The organism is Acidovorax sp. IB03 (assembly GCF_016406015.1).
GTDB lineage: Bacteria > Pseudomonadota > Gammaproteobacteria > Burkholderiales > Burkholderiaceae_C > Acidovorax > Acidovorax temperans.
Genome location: NZ_JAEFCH010000006.1, coordinates 107,942 through 123,622, shown reverse-complemented (window position 1 = coordinate 123,622; position 15,681 = coordinate 107,942). Strand labels below are relative to the sequence as shown.

The 15,681-nt window shown below is 65.2% G+C and carries 16 protein-coding genes; 6 read left to right on the top strand and 10 right to left on the bottom strand.

The window, feature by feature from the left end:
* Nucleotides 1-323 precede the first annotated feature (323 nt).
* The 4 genes from IHV84_RS05495 to IHV84_RS05480 all read left to right on the top strand — a co-directional run bounded on the left by IHV84_RS05495 (nt 324) and on the right by IHV84_RS05480 (nt 4,242).
* Entirely contained in the window at nt 324-1,847 is a 1,524-nt protein-coding gene (locus tag IHV84_RS05495; protein WP_198846136.1) for an aldehyde dehydrogenase family protein, read from the top strand.
* A gap of 127 nt (nt 1,848-1,974) precedes the next feature.
* Nucleotides 1,975-3,129 carry an L-threonine dehydrogenase gene (yiaY, locus tag IHV84_RS05490; protein WP_044394970.1) on the top strand — a complete coding sequence of 385 codons (1,155 nt, stop codon included), beginning with the start codon at nt 1,975-1,977 and terminating at the stop codon, nt 3,127-3,129.
* Between the two features lie 4 nt (nt 3,130-3,133).
* Entirely contained in the window at nt 3,134-3,559 is a 426-nt protein-coding gene (locus IHV84_RS05485; RefSeq protein WP_233099776.1) for a DUF779 domain-containing protein, read from the top strand.
* Nucleotides 3,560-3,795: 236 nt separating this feature from the next.
* Complete coding sequence (locus IHV84_RS05480; RefSeq protein ID WP_066785759.1) at nt 3,796-4,242, top strand: acyl-CoA thioesterase; 447 nt, start codon at nt 3,796-3,798, stop codon at nt 4,240-4,242.
* A gap of 27 nt (nt 4,243-4,269) precedes the next feature.
* Here IHV84_RS05480 and IHV84_RS05475 read toward each other — a convergent pair whose 3' ends face one another.
* The 10 genes from IHV84_RS05475 to def all read right to left on the bottom strand — a co-directional run bounded on the left by IHV84_RS05475 (nt 4,270) and on the right by def (nt 12,993).
* Nucleotides 4,270-5,256: a succinylglutamate desuccinylase/aspartoacylase family protein gene (locus IHV84_RS05475; RefSeq protein ID WP_198846135.1), complete on the bottom strand. Its 987-nt coding sequence runs from the start codon at nt 5,254-5,256 to the stop codon at nt 4,270-4,272.
* 2 nt (nt 5,257-5,258) lie between these two features.
* Nucleotides 5,259-6,254, bottom strand: a complete 996-nt coding sequence (locus tag IHV84_RS05470; protein ID WP_198846134.1) for a tripartite tricarboxylate transporter substrate binding protein — start codon at nt 6,252-6,254, stop codon at nt 5,259-5,261.
* Nucleotides 6,255-6,406: 152 nt separating this feature from the next.
* A complete protein-coding gene (locus tag IHV84_RS05465) occupies nt 6,407-7,303 on the bottom strand; it encodes a LysR family transcriptional regulator (RefSeq protein ID WP_198846133.1) in 897 nt (298 codons plus the stop codon).
* Between the two features lie 63 nt (nt 7,304-7,366).
* Nucleotides 7,367-8,197 carry an orotidine-5'-phosphate decarboxylase gene (gene pyrF / locus IHV84_RS05460; RefSeq protein WP_198846132.1) on the bottom strand — a complete coding sequence of 277 codons (831 nt, stop codon included), beginning with the start codon at nt 8,195-8,197 and terminating at the stop codon, nt 7,367-7,369.
* A 124-nt stretch (nt 8,198-8,321) separates the two neighbouring features.
* A complete protein-coding gene (locus IHV84_RS05455; RefSeq protein ID WP_198846131.1) occupies nt 8,322-9,518 on the bottom strand; it encodes a phosphoglycerate kinase in 1,197 nt (398 codons plus the stop codon).
* Between the two features lie 184 nt (nt 9,519-9,702).
* Complete coding sequence (locus IHV84_RS05450) at nt 9,703-10,038, bottom strand: AzlD domain-containing protein (protein ID WP_198846130.1); 336 nt, start codon at nt 10,036-10,038, stop codon at nt 9,703-9,705.
* Nucleotides 10,035-10,832, bottom strand: coding sequence for an AzlC family ABC transporter permease (locus IHV84_RS05445; RefSeq protein ID WP_198846166.1), 798 nt, complete (start codon nt 10,830-10,832; stop codon nt 10,035-10,037). The genes IHV84_RS05450 and IHV84_RS05445 overlap by 4 nt, the downstream gene beginning before the upstream one ends.
* Before the next feature lie 29 nt (nt 10,833-10,861).
* Complete coding sequence (gene fmt, locus IHV84_RS05440) at nt 10,862-11,842, bottom strand: methionyl-tRNA formyltransferase (RefSeq protein WP_198846129.1); 981 nt, start codon at nt 11,840-11,842, stop codon at nt 10,862-10,864.
* Nucleotides 11,843-11,932: 90 nt separating this feature from the next.
* Nucleotides 11,933-12,487 carry a hypothetical protein gene (locus IHV84_RS05435; RefSeq protein ID WP_370541200.1) on the bottom strand — a complete coding sequence of 185 codons (555 nt, stop codon included), beginning with the start codon at nt 12,485-12,487 and terminating at the stop codon, nt 11,933-11,935.
* Complete coding sequence (def, locus tag IHV84_RS05430) at nt 12,484-12,993, bottom strand: peptide deformylase (RefSeq protein WP_198846128.1); 510 nt, start codon at nt 12,991-12,993, stop codon at nt 12,484-12,486. Before def ends, IHV84_RS05435 begins: the two co-directional genes overlap by 4 nt.
* A 201-nt stretch (nt 12,994-13,194) precedes the next feature.
* Between def and IHV84_RS05425 the strand changes: the two genes are divergently transcribed.
* Nucleotides 13,195-14,391 carry a LysM peptidoglycan-binding domain-containing protein gene (locus IHV84_RS05425; protein ID WP_198846127.1) on the top strand — a complete coding sequence of 399 codons (1,197 nt, stop codon included), beginning with the start codon at nt 13,195-13,197 and terminating at the stop codon, nt 14,389-14,391.
* An 86-nt stretch (nt 14,392-14,477) separates the two neighbouring features.
* Nucleotides 14,478-15,668, top strand: coding sequence for a DNA-processing protein DprA (dprA, locus tag IHV84_RS05420; protein ID WP_198846126.1), 1,191 nt, complete (start codon nt 14,478-14,480; stop codon nt 15,666-15,668).
* Nucleotides 15,669-15,681 lie beyond the last annotated feature (13 nt).

Genomic DNA, 15,681 nt, shown 5'->3' with positions numbered 1-15,681 from the left:
GTCTCCTGAACGGGCGTCATGGCACCCGCTTCGAAGGGGCAGTATGGCCGGGTGCGAAAGGCGGTGCAATAGCGTTTGCACAGGGAAACTGTCCAACTGTTCCATTTCGTGACAGGTGTTCTGTGTTGGAACGTAACGCATGGCGCCAACGCGTCACAACTCCGAGCCCTCACACACCAAAACCCAAACAAATCAGCCACTTAGCGCGCAAGCAACCCTTGCCCAGCAGGCATGCAAGGGCTGGCATGGGTCTTGTATAGGTGCTGTCATCTGCCGCCGCAACACGCGCAGCAGATGTCCAAAACACTGACAGGAGACAACACATGACCGTTTACGCAGCCCCCGGCGCCGCTGGCGCCAAGATCGCCTACAAGGCCCAGTACAACAACTTCATCGGCGGCAAGTTCGTGCCCCCCGTCAAGGGCCAGTACTTTGATGTGATCTCGCCCGTCAACGGCAAGGTCTACACCCAGGCCGCCCGCTCTACCGCTGAAGACATCGAGCTGGCGCTGGATGCCGCCCACGCCGCAGCAGACGCCTGGGGCAAGACCGATGCCGCCACACGCAGCAACATCCTGCTGAAGATTGCCGACCGCATCGAGCAGAACCTGGAGCTGCTGGCCTATGCCGAGACGGTGGACAACGGCAAGGCCATCCGCGAGACGCTGAACGCCGACATTCCGCTCACCGTCGATCACTTCCGCTACTTTGCGGGCTGCGTGCGCGCGCAGGAAGGTGCCCTGTCGAACCTCGACGAGAACACCGTGGCGTACCACTTCCATGAGCCGCTGGGCGTGGTGGGCCAGATCATTCCGTGGAACTTCCCCATCCTGATGGCCGCCTGGAAGCTGGCACCCGCCCTGGGCGCGGGCAACTGCGTGGTGCTCAAGCCCGCAGAGAGCACCCCCATCTCCATCCTCATCCTGGCCGAGCTGATTGCCGACCTGCTGCCGCCGGGCGTACTCAACATCGTGAACGGCTTTGGCCGTGAAGCCGGCATGCCGCTGGCCACCAGCAAGCGCATTGCCAAGATCGCCTTCACCGGATCGACCAGCACCGGCCGCGTGATTGCCCAGGCTGCCGCCAACAACCTCATCCCCGCCACGCTGGAGCTGGGCGGCAAGAGCCCCAACATCTTCTTTGCTGATGTGATGGACAAAGACGATGCCTTCCTCGACAAGGCCGTTGAAGGTCTGGTGCTGTTTGCTTTCAACCAGGGCGAGGTCTGCACCTGCCCATCGCGTGCGCTGATCCAGGAGAGCATTTACGACAAGTTCATGGAACGTGTCCTGAAGCGCGTGGCCGCCATCAAACACGGCAACCCGCTGGACACCGACAGCATGATGGGCGCGCAGGCCAGCAAAGAGCAGCTCACCAAGATCCTGAGCTACCTGGACCTGGGCAAGCAAGAAGGCGCCGAAGTGCTGGCCGGTGGCGGCCAGGCCCACCTGGGTGGCGACCTGGAGGGCGGCTACTACGTGCAGCCCACGCTGTTCAAGGGCCACAACAAGATGCGCATCTTCCAGGAAGAAATCTTCGGCCCCGTGCTGGCCGTGACCACCTTCAAGGACGAGGCCGAAGCGCTGGCCATTGCCAACGACACGCTGTACGGCCTGGGCGCCGGTGTGTGGAGCCGCAACGGCAACGTGGCCTACCGCATGGGCCGCGCCATCAAGGCCGGGCGCGTGTGGACCAACTGCTACCACGCCTACCCCGCGCACGCAGCGTTTGGCGGCTACAAGGAATCGGGCATTGGCCGCGAAAACCACAAGATGATGCTGGACCACTACCAGCAGACCAAGAACCTGCTGGTGTCTTACTCCGAGAACAAGCTGGGCTTCTTTTGACGGACGTCAAGAGTTGAAGCGGCCTGGCCGCTTCGCCGCGCCCTGACGGGCGTACGATTTTTGGCGAAGCGGCCCGCTGCAGGCCCTGCAGCCCAGGCCGTCGTTTGATCCATCAAGGAGGTTCACGATGACCAGTACGTTTTTCATGCCCAGTGTCAACATCATGGGCGCAGGCTGTCTGCAGGAAGCCATGGTGGCCCTGAAGGGTCACGGCTTTCGCAAGGCGCTGATCGTTACCGACGCCGTGCTCAGCAAGCTCGGCGTGGCGGCGCGCATCCAGGCCCAGCTGGCCGGGCAGCAGATTGCCTCGGTAGTGTTTGATGGCACCCAGCCCAACCCCACGGTGGGCAACGTGCGTGCCGGGCTGGCGCAGCTCAAGGCCGAGCAGTGCGACTTCGTGATCTCTTTGGGCGGCGGCTCGCCCCACGACTGCGCCAAGGGCATTGCCCTGTGCGCCACCAACGGCGGCGAGATTGCCGACTACGAAGGAGTGGACCGCTCTGCCAAACCGCAGCTGCCCCTGGTGGCCATCAACACCACGGCGGGCACGGCCAGCGAGATGACGCGCTTTTGCATCATCACCGACGAGACGCGCCACATCAAGATGGCCATCGTGGATCGCAATGTCACGCCCATCCTGTCCGTCAACGACCCCGAGCTGATGCTGGCCAAGCCCAAGGGCCTGACGGCTGCCACCGGCATGGACGCGCTGACCCACGCGGTGGAGGCCTATGTGTCCACCGCCGCCACGCCCATCACCGACGCCTGCGCGCTCAAGGCCGTGGAGCTGATTGCCCGCCACCTGCGCACCGCCGTCAACCATGGCGACGACCTGAACGCCCGCGAGCAGATGGCGTATGCGCAGTTCCTGGCCGGCATGGCGTTCAACAACGCATCGCTGGGCTATGTGCATGCCATGGCGCACCAGCTGGGCGGCTTTTATGACCTGCCCCACGGCGTGTGCAATGCGCTGCTGCTGCCGCATGTGGAGGCGTTCAACGTGCCCACGTCGGCCGCACGTCTGCGCGACGTGGCCCACGCCATGGGTGTGAACGTGGCGGGGCTGGACGCCGAAGCCGGTGCACAAGCCTGCCTCGCTGCCATCCGCCAGCTGGCGCTGGATGTGGGCATTCCCAAGTGTCTGGCCGACCTGGGCGTGAAGGAGGCGGACATTCCGCTGCTGGCCGCCAATGCATTGAAAGATGCCTGCGGCCTGACCAACCCGCGCACCGCCACGCAGGCGGACATTGAAGGCATCTTCCGCGGGGCCATGACGGCCTGACGCCATGAAGGCCATGGACGCAGTGGATTCCACACACGCCAGCGGCACCCTGCCACCCCCACGGGTGGTGGCCACGCCCGCCGCGCTGGAGCTGCTGGCCTTGCTGCAAGCCAAGCATGGGCAGGACCTGATGTTTCACCAAAGCGGGGGCTGCTGCGACAACAGCGCCGCCAACTGCTACCTGCCCGGCGAGATCACCATGGGTGCGGGCGATGTGTACCTGGGCGACATCGGCGGCTGCCGCTTCTACATGGGCAAGGCCCAGTACGAGACCTGGAAGCACACGCAGCTCATCATCGATGTGATCGACGGGCATGGCGGCGGCACCTTCTCGCTGGAGGGGCCCGAGGGCAAGGCCTTTCACACCCGCTCGCGGGTGTTCAGCCCCGAAGAACTGGCGGCCCTGGGCATCCAGGCGCCTGCGCCTTGATCTGTGGGTTTTGAGTAAGAAATAGCCCTCCAGCGCTTACCTAGCAAGCGCAATTAGCTATCAATACAATAGCAAATAAGCGCCGCCGTGCTGGCAAGCCTGCCGGTGCGGCGGGCTGCCTTGCCCCTACAAACGGTCACATTCAGGCGGGCAACGGCGGCCACCCTGTCGCAGCTCTCATGAATAATGGGTTGCATGAAGAACTTTTGCGGGCCAGCCTGGCCCCGCAGCAGCCCATGACCACCACCTCGACCATCTTGCGTTTTGTGGCAGAAGCCTCTGCCGACAGCCCCGGCGGCCGCGTGGCCGCAGGCACCGTCATGAAGTGGATTGACGAAGCCGCTGCCGTGGTGGCCCACCAGTGGGCCAAGAGCCCCTGCGTGGCGGCCAGCTTTGGCAAGATCCGCTTCGCGCACCCCGTGGTGGCTGGTGCCCTGGTGGAGGTGGAAGCCCGCCTGGCCTACACGGGTACCACCAGCATGAACATCTTCATTGAAGTGCGCAGCGGCCCGCAGATCAGCGAGGCCTACCAGGAGGTGACGCACTGCGTGGCGGTGTTCGTCTCGCCCGACGAACATGGCACCCCTCGCCCTGTGGACACCTGGACGCCCGAGACCCCCGGCGACATGGCGCTGGCGCAGCTGGTGCGCAACCAGATCGAGGCCGGGCGCCCCACGCACTGACGCTCACACTGAGGCCCCCGGGCCGGGTTACAGCAAGGTGCGCCGTGCGTAGCGCACCACCGTCACGCCGCTCTGCGCCTGCCGCGTGGACGGCATCACCAGCACGCAATCGTCGTACGGAGTGAGCACCGGCTCACCGTCGTTGTCGCCAATGACCGTGCCTTGCTTCTCAATGCACTCCAGCCCGGTGAAGGGCTCCACAAACCGGAATGCCGCACTGCGGGCGACCACGGGCTGGGTCACTTCCAGCGCCCATTGGCGGGGCGCATCGGGCAGTCGCCAGCCGGGCAGTTGCTGCGCCAGCGCTGCGGCAGAGATCACACCCGACTGTTCGATGAAGCGCACGCACTGGTCCTGGGCCACCTGCAGGCTGGCCGGGTCGCCATGGAAGCCGCACTCGATCAGCAGCGAACGGGTGTCGCCCGCCTGGTCATCCGGCAGACCGAAGCGGCCGTAGTCGCGCATGCGCACGCCGTCTTTGTGCCCGGCGTCCACCACGATGTGCTCGGGCGCGCGCATGGCCCGCGCCAGCGCCAGGTTGCGCGGCTGCACGCCGGTGAGCAGCAACGGCGCCGAAGACTCGTGCATGGAGTGAATGTCGAGCAGCCAGTCGGCCCGCTGCACAAAAGGCCGCAGCGCGGCGGCGCGGCGGCGCTCGCTGCTGTCGCCAGCGTCCATGCGCTCGTCCAGCCACTGGCGGTTCAGGTCCTGGTCCACAAAGCGCGAGGCGTCGTGGTGGGCTGCGTCAAAGCGGTCAAAGGCTGCCAGATTGCAGAACGCCAGCGTGAGGCTGCCCTGCTCGGGCCGCACACCGGCCTCCAGCAGGCCCTTGAGCGCCCAGGCACCGCACAGCTCGTTGCCGTGCACCAGCGCGCTGACCATGACGTTGCGGCCGGGTTTGCCGCTGTCAAAGTGCCACACGCCCTCCACGCCGGTGTTGCCGGCACGCCAGGCGCTGATGTCCGGCACCGGCAAAGCGAAGTGCAGCGGGGCGGGTGCGTTGTTCAGGGTCATGTTCATTCTTCAATCTTGGCGAATTGCACGATCTTGCGGTACTTGTCGATCTCGCTGGCGATGTACTTGTCGGTGTCCACCGTGGGCGAGGCCACCACCGAGCCCGTGGCTTCGAGCTTCTTGCGGAATTCGGGCGACTGCAGCGCATCGGTCAGCGCCTTGCGCAGCTTGTCGTGGACGGGCTTGGGCAGGTTGGCGGGGGCCATCAGGGCAAACCACACGCCAATGTCCACGTTCTTGAACTGGGGCGATTCAGCCAGCGCGGGAATGTCGGGCGTGATGGGCGAGCGCTTGGCTTCGGTGGTGCCCAGAGCCATCACCTTGCCGCTCTTGATGTGCGGCAGGCCGCTGGAGAGCACAAACACGCCAAACTCCAGGTTGTTGCCCACCAGGTCGTTGGTGAGCGGCGCCACGCCGCGGTAGGGGATGTGCGTCATGAACAAGTTGCCCTGGCTCTTGAGCATCTCGCCCGCCAAGTGCAGCGATGTGCCCACGCCCGAACTGCCGTAGCTGTACTTGCCGGGGTTCTTGCTGACGAGCTGGATGAAATCTGCCGCGTTCTTCACGCCCGAGGCGGGCGAGGCCACCAGCACCAGCGGCTGCGAGGCCACCAGGCCAATGGCGGTGAAGTCCTTGATGTCGTACTTGACCTTCTTGGTCACCAGCTTGTTGATGGCCAGCTCATTGCTCGCGCCCACCAGCAGCGTGTAGCCATCAGGCTGGGCGCTGGCCACCTTCTGCGCGCCAATGGCACCGCCCGCGCCGCCGATGTTCTCAATCACCACGGGCTGGCCCAGGCGGTTGGACAACTCGGTGCCCACCATGCGGCCCATCAGGTCCGTGCTGCCGCCCGGTGGGTAACCCACCACGATGGTGATGGGCTTACTGGGGTAGGCCGGGGCTTGCGCAAGGGCTGCAGGGGCCAGGGCCAGGCCAGCCAGTGCACCGACCGCCCAATGAAAAACGCTGCGGCGCAGGGCCGATGGAACAGGACGCATGGTGATCTCCTCGATGGGAATGGAACACCCATTGTGCGAAGCACGGTAGGGCGCTGCGGTGCCAAAACGGCACCGAAACCAGCCTTTTCAGCCCGGCGACTGCGCTGCGCCAGGCGCCCTGCCCCCCAGTGTCCCGAGTTGGAGATTCGTTACTAGCGGCGTGCAATGGTGGACCAGAGAGACTCGGCCAGCGCGCTCAGGCGGCGCTTGGGGCGGAACATGCGCACATCAAACTTCACCTCCAGCCCCTTGGCACCGGCCGGGGCCAGCAGGCCCGATTTGACGTCGGCATGCACCACAGACCAGGGCAGCCATGAAACGCCCAGCCCTTTGCGCACGTACTCGTAGTTGGCATCGGGCGAATCGCATTCCACCAGCCGCTTGAGGTGGGCGGCCAGGGGGTGATGGGCCAGCAGGTCTTCCACCAGGCGCCCGAGCGCAAGGGTGCGGTCGTAGGCGATGTAAGGCACGGGCGCGCAGCCCGCTTCGAGGAAGTACATCGGGGCACCGCTGGCATCGGTGCGTGAAACGGGCAGCAGCCGGTCCGTGGCCAGCGCCACATGCTCGAACTGCCGGCCGTCCAGCGGCACCACCAGCGAGGGGTGGTGGTACAGGATGGAAAAGTCGGCCAGGCCGTGCTGCAGGTCATGCACCGCATCCGCCAGCGAACGGGTGGAAATGCGCAACTCGCCATCGGCCAGATAGGGCTGCAGCCGCACCAGCCAGTCGGCCACGATGGTGCGCGCCAGGGTGCGGCCGGTGCACAGCGTCACGGTGCGGCCCTGGCGGCCTGCAATGGCCATGAGTTCGTCGTGTGACTGCGCGAGGTGGCGCGTCATCTGCAGCGCGGTGTCCAGAAACGCCTGGCCCGCAGCCGTGAGCTTGACGGGGCCGGCCTCTCGCTCGATCAGCGGTGTGCCCGCCCAGGACTCCAGCGCGCGAATGCGGCGCCCAAAGGCCGGGTGGGTGACATGGCGCAGCTCGGCCGCGCAGGTAAAGCTGCGCTCCTGCGCCAGCGCCACGAAGTCCTCCAGCCATTTCAGTTGCATGGGCGAGGCTCCTGGGTGGAACGGGTGGGGCCGCAGGCGATGAGGACGGCTCGGGGAGGGCGCTCAGGCGCTGCGCGCGGCCTCCAGCACCGCGCGTGTGCGCAGGGCCTCGGCGCGGGCGGCCGCGCCAAAGTCATCGCCCGAAGACGCATACAGCACGGCACGCGAAGAATTCACGATGATGGGCCCGTCGCTGCGCAGGCCTGCGCGCACGGTGGCCACCGCATCACCGCCCTGCGCGCCCACGCCGGGGATCAGCAGGGGCAGCGTGGGCGCAATACTGCGCACGCGCTCAATCTCTTGCGGGTAAGTGGCACCCACCACCAGACCGAGCTGGCCGTTCAGGTTCCAGGGGCCCTGGGCCAGCTTGGCAATGTGCTCGTACATCAGGGGCTGGCCTTCGATGCTGACCAGGCGCTGGTTTTGCAGGTCGTCACCACCGGGGTTGGAGGTGCGGCACAGCAAGAAAGCCCCCTTGCTGGGGTAGGCGGCCAGGTAGGGCTCGATGGAGTCAAAACCCATGAAAGGCGAGAGCGTGACCGCATCCGCGCCGTAGCGCTCGAATGCCTCTTTGGCGTATTGCTGCGCGGTGGAGCCGATGTCGCCGCGCTTGGCGTCCAGAATCACCGGCACCTGGGGCGCCGTGCGGCGCATGTGCTCCATCAGGCGTTCGAGCTGGTCTTCGGCCCGGTAGGCGGCAAAGTAGGCAATCTGCGGCTTGAACGAGCAGACCAGATCAGCCGTGGCATCGACGATGGCCGCGCAGAAATCGTAAATCTTGCTGGCGTCGCCCTTCAGGTGGGCGGGGAAGCGGGAAGGCTCGGGGTCCAGGCCCACGCACAGCATGGATTGGTTTTGCGTGGTGGCAGCGCGCAGTGTGTCGATGAAGGTCATGGGGGGTGATTTTAGGTGGGCGCCGCTGGGCGGGGGCCATGGAACCTGTTCGTGCAGGTCTGCCCATGAAAAAGGCCACCCCGCAGGGTGGCCCTTAGAACCTGTTGACGACGCGCGGAATGTTTTAGTTTCCGGCTGCGCGCTTTTCCAGAATCTCGAACGCGGGCAGGGTTTTGCCTTCCAGCACTTCCAGGAAAGCGCCGCCGCCGGTGGAGATGTAGCCCACCTGCTTCTCGATACCGTACTTGGCAATCGCAGCCAGCGTGTCGCCACCGCCCGCAATGCTGAAGGCAGGCGATTCGGCAATCGCCTGGGCGATCTGCTTGGTGCCGTTTTCAAAGGCCGCAAACTCGAATACGCCCACGGGGCCGTTCCAGACGATGGTGCCAGCGGACTTGAGTTGCGCAGCCAGGCGGGCCGCCGTCTCGGGGCCGATGTCCAGAATCATGTCGTCTTCGGCCACATCGGTGGCGGCCTTCACTGTGGCGGGCGCATCGGCCGCAAAGGTCTTGGCCACGACCACGTCGGTAGGGATTGGCACTTCAGCACCACGGGCCTTCATCGCGGCCATCACGGCCTTGGCAGCGTCCAGCAGGTCGGGCTCGGCCAGGCTCTTGCCGATGGGCAGCCCTGCCGCCAGCATGAAGGTGTTGGCAATGCCACCGCCCACGATGAGCTGGTCCACCTTGTCGGCCAGGCTTTGCAAGATGGTGAGCTTGGTGGACACCTTGGAGCCCGCCACGATGGCGGCCAGGGGGCGCTGGGGCTGGGCCAGGGCCTTGGTCAGGGCATCGATTTCAGCCGACAGCAGCGGGCCTGCGCAGGCGATGGGGGCGAACTGTGCGATGCCGTAGGTGGTGCCTTCGGCGCGGTGGGCTGTGCCAAACGCGTCGTTCACGAAGATGTCGCACAGCGCAGCCATCTTGCGGGCCAGCTCTTCCTTGTTCTTCTTCTCGCCCACGTTCAGGCGGCAGTTTTCCAGCAGCACGACCTGGCCGGGGGCCACTTGCACGCCGTCCACCCAGTTGGCGACCAGCGGCACATCACGGCCGAGCAGTTCGGCCATGCGCTTGGCCACGGGGGCCAGGGAGTCTTCTGGCTTGAATTCGCCCTCGGTCGGGCGGCCCAGGTGGCTGGTCACCATGACGGCGGCACCGGCGTCCAGCGCCATGCGGATGGCGGGGATGGAGGCACGGATGCGGGTGTCTTCGGTGATATTGCCGGCGTCGTCTTGCGGCACATTCAGGTCGGCACGGATGAAGACGCGCTGGTTGCGGGCCTTGCCCTGGGCGCACAGATCGGAAAAGCGAAGGATGTTCATAGCAGAGGTGTAAAGGGAAAGGAGGGCTTTCGCGGCGGCCATTTTAGTAACCGCAGCAGAGGGTGCCCCGCCGTCTGTGCCAGTGCACCCGTGGAACTGGCTTTGCCAGGCCACCGGGTGCGTCCCCCTCCCGCGAAGCGAGAGAGGGGGAAGGCGCCGAAGGCGACTCAGGGGGGTGCTATCTCTACCAGCCCCAGCCGATGTGCAAAGGCAGGTACACCGCCATGCCCACCACGATGGTGCCGAGGATGCCGCGCCGCCAGAAGTAGTAGCCGGTGGCACACAGCACGGCGGGCAGCCGGGCATCCTGAAAAGTGTTGATGAGCTGGCCCTGCGACATGAGGATCTCTGGCGCGATCACGGCTGTGAGTGCGGCCAGGGGCGCGTACTTGAGGCCCCGCTTGAGCCAGCTGGGCATGGACATCTCGCGCTCGGGGATCATGAAGAACGACCGCGACACCACGGTGATGACTGCTAGCCCGAGGATGGCAATGACGGGTTCAACCCAGGACCAGTTCATGGATGGCGCTCCTCTCGCACAGGCACTATGTCGCCGTCGCGCACATGCTGCTGTTCATCGGCCGGCAAATCCTCTTCAGCGGGCACCAGCAGCAACTCGGGCGGGTTGCGGTGGTGCTCCACGGCCTCGATCAGCAAGCCCACGGCCACGGCAGCCGCAATGGCCACCAGAATGTTGAGCTTGAGCGGCAGCGCAAACGCGGCAATGGCGGCGGTGGCTGCCACGCCCGTGGCGATCCACGTGGCGCGGTCAAACAGCAGCGACAGCAGCACGCCCAGCAGCGCCAGCACACCCGCAAAACCCAGGCCCCACGACAACGGCACCACGTTGGCCAGGGCGATACCCACCAGCGAAGGCACCTGCCACGCCAGCCAGTTGGTGCAGGCCGCGCCCCAGAAGTAGGGAACCTGATCCGGCTCGGGCTTTTGCTCGGGAAAGCGCTTCATGAAGGCGACAAAGATCACATCGCCGCTGAAGTAACCGGTGGCCAGCCGCCAGCGCAGCGGCAGGTGCGCAAAGTAGTTGCGCCACATGCTGCTGAAAATCACAAAGCGCAGGTTCACGCACGACGCCGTGAGCCACACCACCCACAGCGGCGCACCCACCGTGAGCAACGGGATGACGGCCAGCTGGGCGCTGCCTGCGTACACCACTAGCGACATGAATACCGCCATGGGCAGTGACATGCCACTCTTGATCATGGCCACGCCCGTGACCAGCCCCCAGGCACCAATGCCCACCGAGGTGCCCGCCATGTCTTTGCCCGCCAGCCGAAACGACGGGTGGCTGAGCATGGCCCGTGCACGGGCCCAGGGCGACGCGCTCACGCGGCCACCGTGCTGGCACCCAGCACCTGGCCCACAGGCAGCGGAAAGCCGCGCAGAAAGTCTGCCACCGGCAGGCGCTTGCCCCCGGCGCGCTGCAGGGTGGTCAGGCGCAGGGCGCCGCCCTCGCCACAAGCCACCGTCACGCCCTCTGGGCCTGATGCCAAAATCTGCCCGCAGCGCTCATTGGATAAGCGCTGGTAGCTATCAATTTCATAGCCCCACACCTTGATCGCCTCGCCCTGCAAAGCGGTGCTGGCGCCCGGGAAGGGATCGAAGGCGCGAATGCGCTGGCCAATGACATGGGCTGGCAAAGACCAGTCGATCTCGCTCTCGGCCTTCTCGATCTTGTGCGCGTAGGTCACGCCCTCGGCAGGCTGGGGCACGGGCTGCAGGCCACCACAGGCGGCCAGCTCCAGCGCTTCCACGATCATGCGGCCACCCAGGTCGGCTAGGCGGTCATGCAGCACCGCTGTGGTGTCGGTGGGGGCAATGGGGGTTTTTTCGACCAGCAGCATGTCGCCCGTATCCAGCCCTGCGTCCATCTGCATGATGGTGACGCCGGTTTCGGCATCGCCCGCCTCGATGGCGCGGTGGATGGGCGCAGCGCCACGCCAGCGGGGCAACAGGCTGGCGTGGATATTGAGGCAACCTTTGGCGGGCATATCCAGCACCCACTGGGGCAGGATGAGACCGTAGGCGGCCACCACCATCACATCGGCCTGGGCAGCCAGCAACGCATCGCGGGCGGCGGCAGCGTCTTCGGGGTATTTACCGTCCAGCCGCAGGCTGCGCGGCTGCGCCACGGCAATGCCATGGTCCAGCGCGCATTGCTTGACGGGGGAGGCCTGCAGCTTCATGCCACGGCCTGCAGGGCGGTCGGGCTGCGTCAGCACCAATGGCACGGTGAACCCCGCCGCCAGCAGGCGCGCCAGGGCCACGCGGGCAAATTCGGGGGTTCCGGCAAAAATCACTCTCATGGCAAATCTCTCGCAATACGGCTCAGCCGGGCAACGGCCCGCGCGGGCTGGTGGAACAAGGGGCGCCAAGAATGAGGCGCCGCGCCACCGTCATGGGCGGTCGTCAGGGGCGTTGGATACATCGTCCACAAACAGCACACGCTGCACCGTGCCCGATGAATCGATGTGGAGGTAGGCAAAGCGCGGGTCGGACAGCTGAAGGAACCGGTACGTCCAGACTTCGCCCTCAAACCGGGCTACGCGCTCCACCCGCTGGGGCGCTCCCAACCAGTAGCGCACGTCCGATACCGTCCACTGCCCGACGGGAATCTGCTCCAGCCAGGCCTGCGTCAGCGCTGGCGCATTGCGCACCAGGCGCCCCGTGGCGTCGAAATCCAGGTTGTAGACCTGCACGCCTGCGGGCAGTTCAGAGTATTGCCACCGCTCGCCGCCTTCGGGGCGGGGATACATGGCGGTGGGTGGCCCCAGGCGCGCAGCCACGTCGGCCCGCGCGGAGCCCAGAGCCTCTTTGCCCGGCACTGCGCAGCCCACCATCACAGCGCACACCGCACCTGCGCTGCACACCACCAGCCAACGCAGCACCTGCGCCCAACGGGCGCGCGGAGCATGGTGGTGGGGTTGTGCAGCAGGTGCGGAGGTATTCACTCCCGATTACCTCGCTGCTGCTTGAGCATTTTGGTTTTGATGCGGTTGCGTTTGAGGGGCGACAGATATTCCACAAACACCTTGCCGAGCAGGTGGTCCATTTCGTGTTGAATACAAACCGCCAGCAAACCCTCGGCTTCCACAGTATGCGGCTGGCCCTTCTCGTTGAGCGCCTTCACATGAATGCGGGTGGAACGCTCCACGCCGTCGTATATGCCTGGCACGGAAAGGCAGCCTTCATCGCCCACCTGCTTTTCGGGGCTGGCCCAGGTGATTTCCGGGTTGATGAGCACCAGCGGCTGGTCGCGCTCCTCAGATACGTCAATGACCACCACGCGTTCGTGCACGTCGATCTGCGTGGCCGCCAAGCCGATGCCGTGGGCGTCGTACATGGTGGCCAGCATGTCGGCCACCAGGGTCTGGATGCGTTCATCCACCGCTGCCACAGGCTTTGCCACCTTGTGCAGGCGCGGATCGGGGAAACAAAGAATAGGAAGAATTGCCATGAAACCAGGTAATAAGTGTCGCTATTTTCGCCACTTTTGAGCAAAGGCGCTGGCCCCCAAGCCAATATTCATTGCCCAATCAAGGGCTTGAGCAGAGAATCTGAGATGGTTTGTAATGTATTTGCCAGCAGTTTCGTGGAAAAAAGGCTGCTGGCATCAGTGAGGGGGCGTATACCAATGCATCAAAAAAGGAAAAACAGGATGGCTTTCACCAGCGCACAGAAAACAGCCTTGGGAGCGCTGGCAGTCATTGCCGCTTTTACCTGCACACCTACTTTCGCCCAGAAATACCCCATTACCGATGCCCAGCGCAGCACTGCCCATCAGGTGGCTGAAAAAGGTGTTCCCGTGTCTGAATTGGCGCCCAACGCGCCAGACATCTATTTGGTCAAACGTGGCGATACGCTGTGGGATATTTCTCGCATGTACCTCAAGAGCCCCTGGCGCTGGCCAGAGCTGTGGGGCATGAACCTCAAGGCGCTGCCCAATCCGCACCTGATCTTCCCGGGGCAAACGCTGTACCTGGACAAGAGCGATGGCTACGCGCGCCTGCGCACCCAGCCCACGGGCGGGTCCGACACGGTGCGCCTGTCACCCCGCACCCGCACAGACAGCCTTGCCAGCCTGGCGCTGCCCACGCTCAAGACCCACCTGATCGCACCGTTCCTGGTGGAGCCGCTGGTGGCTGATGCCGCCACCATCGAGCAAGCCCCGCGCCTTGTCGCCACCACCGACCAACGTGTGCTGATGGCCGCTGGCGACCGGGTGTACGCACGCGGCAACCCTGACGCACCGCTGAGCACCAAACCCGGCCAGCCCCGCAGCTTCCGCGTCTTCCGGGAAGCCATTCCGCTCAAGGACCCCGTTACCGGGGAGGTGCTGGGTTATGAAGCACGTTACCTGGGCAACGCCGAACTCGCGCGCAGCGAAACCACGGAAGAAATCAGCGACGGCAAGGGCAGCCTCAAGCAAGAGCCCGTGCCCGCCACGGTGGACATCACATCCACCAAGGAAGAAATTCGCGCCGGTGACCGCATGCTGCCCGAGCCACCCCGCACCTTCAAAAACTACATTCCGCACGAGCCCCAGACCAGCGTGAATGCACGGGTGGTGTCGATCTACGGCTCCACCCCCGTCGCCGTGGCTGGGCAAAACCAGGTGATCGCCATCAACATGGGAACCGCCCAGGGCATGGAGCCAGGCCATGTGCTGACGCTGCTCACCCAGGGCGACCGCGTGAGGGACACGACGGCAGAGGGCAAGCCCACCATCAAGCTGCCCAGCGAGCACAATGGCCTGGCCATGGTGTTCCTGACGTTCGAGCGCGTTTCCTACGCACTGCTGCTGGACGTGCGCACCGGTGTGCGCGTGGGTGACCGTCTGGCCAACCCCCAATAAGCGTTGCGCCCACCAGCGTGCCCCATCCAACGGGGCCTGCGGGCCCCGTTTTTACGTAGCCTCTCAATCTTCCTCTGAGCCCGCTCATGGACCGCGATGAACTAGGCGCATGGCTGCGGCTTGCCACCACACCGGGCATCGGCAACCAGACCGCGCGCAAATTGCTGGCTACCTTTGGGCTGCCTACAGCTCTCTTTGCACAACCCGAGGCAGTGCTGAGCCAGTGCGTCAGCGAGCGGCATGCACGCGCTCTGGTCACGGTGCCCCCATCGTGGCCTGAACTGCTGGAAAAGACCTGGCAATGGCTGCACGCCAGCGACTTGGCCGAAGGCACTGCGCGCGCCATCATCACCCTGGGGGATGTGCGCTATCCCAAGAAACTGCTCGACACCGAGGACCCGCCGCTCATGCTCTACGTGGTGGGCGCCCGCGCTGTGGTGCAAGGTCAGCCCTTCGCCGAAGGGCGCTGCCTGGCCGTGGTGGGTAGCCGGAACCCTACGGCGCAAGGCGCGGACAACGCCTACCAATTTGCGAAGGCATTGGGGGCCACAGGGCTCACGATCGTCTCGGGTCTCGCACTGGGCGTGGATGCGGCAGCCCATGAAGGCGCTCTGGCCCCTATCGCGCCAGATCGTTCCCTGAAAGAAGGCGACGCACCCACGACCATCGCCGTGGTGGGAACAGGGTTGGACCGCGTGTACCCCAGCCGCCATCTCGACTTGGCGCACCGCATTGCCCGGCACGGCTTGCTGGTGAGCGAGTACCCTCTGGGCACCCCCCCGCTGGCCCCCAACTTTCCCAAGCGCAACCGCATCATTTCAGGCCTGTCGCAGGGCACGCTGGTGGTGGAGGCAGCCCTGGCGTCTGGCTCACTGATCACCGCCAGGCTGGCGACGGAACAAGGACGCGAGGTGTTTGCGATTCCGGGTTCGATCCACGCCCCGCAATCCCGGGGTTGTCACGCCCTCATCAAGCAAGGGGCCAAGCTGGTGGAGTGTGCACAAGACGTGCTCGAAGAATGCCGTTGGGCGCTACCGGCCGCCAGCTCATTCACGGCTGACGACACAGCCGTCGGTACGGACGAACCTGCTGCGACTGCACCCCGGGAAAGTGCGCTGTTGCAAGCCATGGGCTACGACCCCGTCGGGCTGGATGCCTTGGTCAACCGCACGGGAATGGATGCCGCGAGCCTACAAGTGCAATTGCTGGAACTGGAGCTGGACGGTGTGGTCGCCCGTTTGCCCGGTGCACTGTTCCAGCGGGTGGGGCGGGGCTGAACGCGAGATAGGC